This is a genomic window from Streptomyces acidicola, from assembly GCF_009377235.1.
Taxonomy (GTDB): domain Bacteria; phylum Actinomycetota; class Actinomycetes; order Streptomycetales; family Streptomycetaceae; genus Streptomyces; species Streptomyces acidicola.
In genome coordinates, this window is record NZ_VMNX01000336.1 from 1 (window position 1) to 7,735 (window position 7,735).

A 7,735-nucleotide genomic window follows, 5' to 3' on the forward strand; every position below is an offset into this window, starting at 1 on the left:
CCCCATGACCGACTCCTGCCCTCCCGGCCCCCACCCCACGGGGCCCAAGAAGCCCAAGACCTAGGACCACTACGACACAGCCACCTACACCCCGTATCCCCGCAGCATCCCCCTCGCCCGCAGACACGTCGCCCAACTCACCGCCGACTGGGGCCATCCCGGCGCAGCCGACGACGCGGCGCTGCTGACAAGCGAGTTGTGCACCGACGCGCTGCTGCACGGGTGCCTGCGGGACCGCCTGTTCCGCGTGGAGACGTCGCTCACCGGCAGCGCGCTGCGCTTCGCGGTCACCGATCCGAGGGGAGAGCGGCTGCCGGAACCCCGTATCGCCGAGGACAGCGAGCAGTTCGGGCGCGGGCTGCTCATCGTCCGCGAGGTCGCCGCACGCTGGGCCGTTGAAAAACTCACCGTGGGCAAGAGGGTCTGGGCGGAGTTGGATATTCCGCGGGAGACGGGAGGCACGGATACGTAGACCGCCACTACCCCAGGAGGACACCGAATGACCAACCAGGACTCCCGCGCCACCAGCGAGGTCTGGGACCCCTTCGGTACCCTGCACCGCGCGTTGTGGATCGGCGGCGGCCAATGGGCCGGCAAGTCCACCGTGGCCCGGCTGCTGGCCGGCCGATACAGCGTTACCACCTATCACTACGACTACCACGACGCTCGCGGTCACGACGCCCGCAGGATCGCCCGCCGCGTCAGCCTCGGCGAACCCGCCACCGGCCCTGACCTGGACAAAATGTGGGTCCACACCACTCCCGAGGAGATGGCCGCCGAGACCCTGGCCGGCTTCGCGGCCCGGTTTGAATGGGCCCTGGACGACCTGCGCGCGCTTGTCTCAGGCCACCCGATCATCGCCGAAGGCTGGGGACTCCGCCCCGAACTCGTCGCACCCGTCATCGACTCACCACGCCGGATGGTCGTCATGGTGCCCACACCCGAGTTCCGCCAATACCAGCTCCGCGAACTACCCCGAGCCGCCTCGCTCGGGCACCGCGTCAGCGACCCGGCCCGAGCACAGGCCAACCGCCTTGCCCGGGACCGCCTCGTCGCTGAGGACGCTGTCCGCACCGCCCGCCGGCTCGGCATCCGCGTGATCGAAGTCGACGGTTCCCACGACGCCGCTGCGATCGCTGAGATGGTCGCCGAGCACTTCAGTCCCTATCTCCCACAGCAGAGCCGCGACGCCTGATCACCACAGGCATTCAGACGGTTCCCATACCCGACTCCACCATTATGCGTGTCCTCCGACCCTCGAACTCGGGCTCCGCCACTCGGGCTTCCCCATCCAGCGGGGACGGGCAGCCGCGATCCGGCACCTCGTCCTCCAGGCCCCCGCCCCCCGTCGTCGCCCGCACGCCCGGTCACCACGACGAGACCACCGCTCAGCTCACCGCCGAGGCCGGAGGAACCTGGCGCCACTACGCCGTCGGAAATCACGCACGGTGATCCGGACTCGGCGACGGATGCGGGCGACGGATGCGGGGCGACGGATGCGGGCCGGTCACCCAAGCCCCTTGTTCCTCAGGTAGGCACCCGCGCGCGCGGCAGCCGCGGCGGCTTCGGCGGCCCGGTCCGCGGCGGCTTCGTCGAGGTGATCGCCGGTGGTCAGCAGGCGGTAGTAGAGGGGGGCGGAGACAGCGCGGATCACCTCGTGGGTGTCGGTACCCTCGGGCACCTCGCCTCGGTCGATGGCCTGCTGGACGCACGGAGCCCACTCCTTGACGCGGATGTCGTAGAAGTGATGCAGGGCCTCGGCCGTCTTCGCCTCGCAGGTGGCGGCCGCGATCATCGCTTTGAACAGCGGCCCCTGCCGCGGGTCCGCCAAGGTGCGCTGCACAAGCCGGGCGTTGGCCTTGAGGTCACCGAGCAGTGAGCCGGTCTCGGTACGCGGCAGTGACTGCTCGGCCATGTCCATCAGCAGGTCCGCCACCAGGCTGGTCACCGTTCCCCAGCGCCGGTAGACGGTCGTCTTGCCCACGTCGGCACGGCGCGCGATGTCGGCGAGGTCCAAGTGGGCAACACCCCGCTCAGCCAGGGTGTCCCCGGCCGCCCGCAGCACCGCCGCCCGCACCCGCGCCGTGCGCCCTCCCGGCCGGACAGTTCCCGGCTCCGCACCCCCTGAACCCATAACGGGACTCCAGTTTCGTTAATTGCTACACCTGCGTTACCTTGGGAGCATATTAACGGAACTATGGAACCGTTAACTACGACCGGCTGAGAGATCGAGGAGAGCGGCCATGGAATACAGGCGGCTGGGTGCATCCGGACTCAAGGTCCCCGCGCTGAGCTTCGGCGCCGGCACCTTCGGAGGCCAAGGACCGCTGTTCGGTGCCTGGGGCAACACCGATACGCGAGAAGCACGCCGCCTCGTGGACGTCTGCCTGGACGCCGGGATCACGATGTTCGACACCGCCGACGTCTACTCCGGCGGTGCGTCCGAGGAGGTGCTGGGCGACGCGATCAAAGGCCGCAGGGACCAGGTGATCGTGTCCACCAAGACCAGCCTGCCGATGGGTGCTGGCCCAGGTGATGCGGGCTCCTCCCGGAAGCGCCTGATCACCGCGTGCGAGGACGCGCTCCGCCGGCTCGGCACCGACTACATCGACCTGTTCCAGCTGCACGCCTTCGACGCCGGCACGCCGATCGAGGAAACCCTGTCCACGCTCGACGATCTCGTGCGCGCAGGAAAGGTCCGCTACCTGGGAGTCTCCAACTTCTCCGGCTGGCAGGCGATGAAGTCCCTCGCGATCGCGGAGAGGTACGGCCACCCGCGCTACATCGCACATCAGGTCTACTACTCCCTTATCGGCCGCGACTACGAGTGGGAACTGATGCCCCTCGGACTCGACCAGGGCCTCGGGGCACTCGTCTGGAGCCCGCTTGGCTGGGGACGGCTCACCGGCAAAGTCCGCCGCAATCAACCGCTCCCCGCCGGCAGCCGACTGCACCACACCGCCGACTTCGGCCCACCGGTCGATGACGAGCACCTCTACCGCGTGGTCGACGCCCTCGACGAGATCGCGCAGGAGACCGGCAAAGCCATTCCGCAAATCGCCCTCAACTGGCTGCTGCAGCGGCCGACCGTGTCCTCCGTCATCATCGGCGCCCGTAACGAGCAGCAGCTCCGTCAGAACCTCGGCGCCATCGGATGGACGCTCACAGCCGACCAGATGGCGAAACTCGACGCGGCGAGCAGCAAAGCAGCGCCCTACCCGTACTTCCCCTACCAGCGCCAGGAAGGCTTCGCCCGCCTCAACCCGCCAGTGGGTGGTCTCACGCCTCCGGCTGCTGCCTGACGTCGGCCTCAAAGCAGCCGGAGCTCATCGGTCCGCTATCCCGGCACGTGCTGGGCCGGCCTCGGTTCCCGCGGGTCCTGTCGGAGTTCCTCCAGGTGCCGCTGGACGTGCTGGAGCGCGCCCTCACGGCGGCCCGGCACCCGGTGGCGCAACTCGGCGAGCGCGGGCCCCAGTTCACGGGCCCGCGCCACGTCGTCGACCCGTCCCCACTGGTGGTGGGCCCGGTCCACGGCGGTCTCGACGGCGGGCGCGTCCGGGGCGTGACCCGCGGACAGCCGGGCGGTGGCGACCGCCATCCACGTACGGCAGCTGCGCGCGGCGTCCCCCGCGAACATCGCCAGGTCGGCCCGCACCTCCGTCCAGTGCAGCGCCTGCTCGGACGCGGGGCCGTGGGCGCGCAGGGCGTCCTGCTCGTGCCGTGCGGCGAGCGCGTCGGCCTCGTCGTGACGCTCGGCCTGGACGGCGGCGGTGATGGCCGCGTGGGGGTCGCGGGGGTCGGGGACCGCGCCCGGCTCGGCGGTCGCGCGCGTCTCGGTGGTCCCGGTCTGTCCGGGCGGCGTACGGGGAGGCGGCGGTGCCGACCGGTACGGGGCGCCGGGGGCGGAGCCGCCGGGAACACCGTCGCCGGGGACAGGGCCTCCGGGAACGGGGCCTCGGGGAACGGGGCCGCCCGGAACAGGGATTCCGACTCCGGGCGCGGGTTCCCACGACAGCACGACATCGCCGTACGCGCCCTGTCCGTCACTCGCGATCCGGGACAGCGCCTGGTGGTGAAGCTGGGGCAGCGGGGGCCGCTGACCGCTGCGCAGGATCGTCGCGATCGCCCTCATGTACGACGGCTGCGCCACCGCACGGCGCGGTGGGGGCGGGGCGACGCGACCGTGGACGGTGACGCCGGGACCCACGTCCAGGGAGAGGGTGCGCAGGTGCTGCCAGGTCTCCGCGTCGGCGTGGAGGTCGGCGATGAGGGCGGTCGAGCCCGGTGGGCGCAGGCGGAGCTCCTCGCGGAGCCAGTGCCAGGGGAAGGCCGTGTAGCGGACGGTCGCCGGGGTAGTGCGGGCGAGCGCCAGATGGGGCAGGTGCTGGCGGCGGTCGAGCTGGAGCTGGCCGGTGAGGAAGATGGTGAGCGGACCGGGTGCGCCGGCGGCGGCGCGGAGCCGGGTCAGTACGGCCTGGGGCTCCAGCGGGTCGGCCAGTTCGACGACGTTGGCCGTGTCGGTGCCGGCCAGTACGGGTGGGGCGACGGCGGCGAGTATGGGCAGCACGGAGGCCGCGTCCACCAGGCACGCCTTGCCTGCGGGCGAGGCGGCGAGCAGCAGGACGGTTCCGGGCATCGGTTCCTCCCCCATCGATCACGTACAGCAGCACCGTAACCGGTGCGGCTGCAAAGGGGCGACGCCGTGGGCTTTCCGGGGTTCCTCCGCCCCTGGACAAACCCTCACGCCCGCCCGCGCCGCCGTACAGCGAAGATCGTCGTGTCGTCCTCCAGACGCCCCCCGCAGTACTCCAGCGTCCCGTCCCGGACGAGCCGGACCAGACGGCCGGGATCCTTCGCGAGGCCGGGCGCGACGAGGAGCACACGGGCGAGCCGCTCCTGCAGCGGGAAGAACTCCCCGTTCGCGCCCCGCGCCTCGGTCACCCCGTCCGTCACCAGCAACAGCGTCTCGTCGGGCGCGAGCAGCATCGTCCGCACCGGCGGCAGCGACGCATCCACCAAATCGCCCAGCCCCAGCGGAAGTCCGTCCCCCGGCGGCAGGGCACGCACACCACCGGGAGCGACCAGCAGCGGCGGTTCGTGGCCGAAGTTGACGACCTCCACCAGCCCGCGGTCCCGCTCGGCCGTGGGGAAGCCCACAAGCACCGCCGTGGCGAACCGGTCCCCGTCCTCCCTCCCGACATCCGCGCAGTACCCCACGTGCCGCGTCATCCGCACCTCCAGCCGCTCGGCCACCGCACTCAGCCGGGCCTCGTGGTACGCCGCCTCACGGAACGTCCCCAACAGCGCGGCCGCCGCCTCCACCGCCCCGAGTCCCTTGCCCTGGACGTCACCGAGCAGCACGCGGGTGCCGTGCAGGCCGGGCTGTATGTCGTAGAAGTCGCCGCCGACGCGGGCCTCGGAGTCGGCGGAGAGGTAGACGGCCGCGTGGTCCAGGCCGCCCCAGCCCGGCGGCAGCGGGCGCAGCAGCGTGCGGACGGTGGTCTCGACGACGTTCCGCATGTGCAGCATGCGCCGCTCGCCGCGGACTCGCACCGAGCAGGCCAGCACCGACAGCAGCCCGCCGACGACGACGAGGATGAAGTCGGCCAGCCCGGTCCGGATCTGGCCCGGCAGGACGTTGAAGAGGACGTAGGCGACGACCGCCAGCACCGCGAACACGGCCGTCGTCCACACCCGGCACACGGCCGCCGAGATGCCCGGCACGAGCACGACCCACGAGATGACCCGGAAGTCGCCCGCGGTCAACAGATCCAGCACCGGAACGGCGACCAGCAGCGCCAGCGGCGGCACCCAGGCGATGCTGCGCCCGCGCAGGCGCAGCGGCCCCTGCTGTTCGGCAGGATCCGGTGCGGGTCCCAGCCGCGGCAGCCTGTCGAGGCGGTCGAGCAGTGACCGCCTCGCCCGGTGCCGGGGCCGCTGTCGGCCCCGCACCGCCGCGTACCGCCTCATGGGCCCCAGCGAAGCACGCTGTCACAGAACCTGCATCCCGACTTGCCAGGCGACCACCCGGGGTGTGCGCTGGAAGGCGGGCGGAGGAGAGACAGCGCAGGAGAGAGGAGCGCTCCCATGGCTCATCCGACACCGGTGCCGAAGACACCCGGAAGGTCCGAAGTGATCTGGGTCCCGCACGCGCCGGACCTCCCCGACGTCCTCAGCGAGCGCACCCACACAGTGATCCGCCGGACACTGACCGTGGCAGGGGGGCTGGTCTACGGCTACTGGACCGCGGCCATCAACCGCGCGGGCGGCCCGATCACGGGCTGGAACATCCTCCTGGGCTTCGTGAGCGCCGTCGCGTTCATGGTGGCCCTCACCGGCGTCCGCGCGCTGGCCCCCCGGCTGCGGCGCGAGCTGCACGCCACGACGTGGGCCGTCTTCGCCGGCATCGCCTTCGGCTTCATCTACAGCCAGAGCGGCGCGAGCATCCTGCGCTGCTGCCTCATGTCCCTGCCGGTCGCGGGGGCCGTGGGTGCGCTGACCTTCTACCGGTACTACACGCACGAGGACGCGGAGGGGCACCGGAACAGGTGACGACGGGAGCGGGCGGCACCCGGGCGGCGGGACCATCCCGGTACACCCGGTACACCCGGTACACCCGGTACACCCGGTACACCCGGTACACGCGGGACCATCCCGGTACACCCGGTACACACTGTCCGGCAACCGGCCCGCATTCCCCGTCCGCTCTGCCACTCCCCGTCCGCTCTCCCGGCCCGTCCTCCCCGTACGGCTTGTCGTATGCGCCCATATGCAGTCATCGGCGGTCCCACCGCTCGCGCGCGGTGGCTGAGGGGCCTTGCCTGAGAGGGTGCCTCGACGTGTCCGGAGCGCCCTGTCGGCCCTGCTGATCGCGCTCGCCTCCCTGCTCGCGCCGCTCGGCGTGCTGGCGGCGTGGGCGACGTACGAGCTCGCGGACGCGGCACGGTACGAGGCGGCGACGGCACGGCTGGCCGCCGACCCGCACGTACGGAACGCGATCGCGGACGCCGTCACGACCGGGATCATGCGGGAGGTCCACGTGGGGCCGCCGCTGAAGGCGCCGGTGCGGGCGTTCACGCACGACGCCGTGCGGTCCTTCACGCAGACCGCCGCGTACCGCGCGGCGTGGACCGCGGCGAACCGGGCCGCGCACGACACGGTGCTGCGGGCGGTGCGCGAGGACGGAACGGCGCCCGTGACGCTCGACGTGGCGCCCGTCACCGAGCGGGTGAAGGAACGGCTCGCACACGACCGCGTGCCGTTCGCGCACCGCATCCCGGTCGAGCACACCGAGGTCGTCCTGCTGTCGTCCGAGGACCTGGACCGGCTCCGGAAGGGATACCGCGTGCTCGAACTCACCGCGTTCTGGCTGCCGTCGCTCACCCTGGCACTGGCCGTGGCCGGCGTCCTCGTGTCCGCCTGCCGCCGCGGCGCGGTGTTCGCGACGGGGCTCGGTACGGCGCTGGGCGGTGTCCTGCTGGGGATCGCCGTGGCCGTGGGCCGCCATATGACGCTCACCGACCTGCCGCCCGACGTCTCTCGGGCGGCGGCGGCCGCCGTCTACGACGCCCTGACGGCCACCCTGCGCACGGTGACGTGGCTGCTGGTGGTGCTGGGTGTGTCGGTGGCCCTGGCGGCCTGGGTCACGGGCTACCACAGCCACCACCGGCACCCCCCGCCAGAACCCCCGCCGACACCCGTCCCACAGGACCAGTCACAGCCACAGCCACAGACC

The 7,735-nt window shown here is 71.9% G+C and carries 8 protein-coding genes; 5 read left to right on the forward strand and 3 right to left on the reverse strand.

Annotated elements, in window-relative coordinates:
• Positions 1–106: 106 nt before the first annotated feature.
• Together FPZ41_RS42685 and FPZ41_RS42690 are read left to right on the forward strand one after the other, a co-directional pair.
• Positions 107–472 carry an ATP-binding protein gene (locus tag FPZ41_RS42685; RefSeq protein ID WP_407698898.1) on the forward strand — a complete coding sequence of 122 codons (366 nt, stop codon included), beginning with the start codon at positions 107–109 and terminating at the stop codon, positions 470–472.
• A gap of 27 nt (positions 473–499) precedes the next feature.
• Positions 500–1,195 (forward strand): hypothetical protein, encoded by a 696-nt coding sequence (locus FPZ41_RS42690; protein ID WP_152869816.1) that lies wholly within the window; start codon positions 500–502, stop codon positions 1,193–1,195.
• Positions 1,196–1,507: 312 nt separating this feature from the next.
• Here the strand turns inward: FPZ41_RS42690 and FPZ41_RS42700 are convergent, their stop codons facing one another.
• A complete protein-coding gene (locus FPZ41_RS42700) occupies positions 1,508–2,134 on the reverse strand; it encodes a TetR/AcrR family transcriptional regulator (protein ID WP_152869820.1) in 627 nt (208 codons plus the stop codon).
• Positions 2,135–2,243: 109 nt separating this feature from the next.
• Between FPZ41_RS42700 and FPZ41_RS42705 the strand changes: the two genes are divergently transcribed.
• Complete coding sequence (locus tag FPZ41_RS42705) at positions 2,244–3,302, forward strand: aldo/keto reductase (RefSeq protein ID WP_152869822.1); 1,059 nt, start codon at positions 2,244–2,246, stop codon at positions 3,300–3,302.
• 35 nt (positions 3,303–3,337) lie between these two features.
• Here the strand turns inward: FPZ41_RS42705 and FPZ41_RS42710 are convergent, their stop codons facing one another.
• Positions 3,338–4,636 carry a hypothetical protein gene (locus FPZ41_RS42710; protein WP_152869824.1) on the reverse strand — a complete coding sequence of 433 codons (1,299 nt, stop codon included), beginning with the start codon at positions 4,634–4,636 and terminating at the stop codon, positions 3,338–3,340.
• 104 nt (positions 4,637–4,740) lie between these two features.
• A complete protein-coding gene (locus FPZ41_RS42715; RefSeq protein ID WP_152869826.1) occupies positions 4,741–5,970 on the reverse strand; it encodes a PP2C family protein-serine/threonine phosphatase in 1,230 nt (409 codons plus the stop codon).
• A 117-nt stretch (positions 5,971–6,087) separates the two neighbouring features.
• Here FPZ41_RS42715 and FPZ41_RS42720 point away from each other — a divergent pair, with 117 nt between their 5' ends.
• Both FPZ41_RS42720 and FPZ41_RS42725 read left to right on the forward strand, forming a co-directional pair.
• Positions 6,088–6,552, forward strand: a complete 465-nt coding sequence (locus tag FPZ41_RS42720; protein ID WP_228023383.1) for a hypothetical protein — start codon at positions 6,088–6,090, stop codon at positions 6,550–6,552.
• Positions 6,553–6,829: 277 nt separating this feature from the next.
• Positions 6,830–7,735, forward strand: a 906-nt coding sequence (locus FPZ41_RS42725; protein ID WP_194236417.1) for a hypothetical protein, incomplete at its 3' end; no start/stop codon positions are given.

Coding starts and splice junctions, on each gene's coding strand:
- FPZ41_RS42705 (WP_152869822.1), top strand. CDS start 2,244: ATGGAATACAGGCGGCTGGGTGCATCCGGACTCAAGGTCCCCGCGCTG.
- FPZ41_RS42710 (WP_152869824.1), bottom strand. CDS start 4,636: ATGCCCGGAACCGTCCTGCTGCTCGCCGCCTCGCCCGCAGGCAAGGCG.
- FPZ41_RS42690 (WP_152869816.1), top strand. CDS start 500: ATGACCAACCAGGACTCCCGCGCCACCAGCGAGGTCTGGGACCCCTTC.
- FPZ41_RS42715 (WP_152869826.1), bottom strand. CDS start 5,970: ATGAGGCGGTACGCGGCGGTGCGGGGCCGACAGCGGCCCCGGCACCGG.
- FPZ41_RS42700 (WP_152869820.1), bottom strand. CDS start 2,134: ATGGGTTCAGGGGGTGCGGAGCCGGGAACTGTCCGGCCGGGAGGGCGC.
- FPZ41_RS42720 (WP_228023383.1), top strand. CDS start 6,088: ATGGCTCATCCGACACCGGTGCCGAAGACACCCGGAAGGTCCGAAGTG.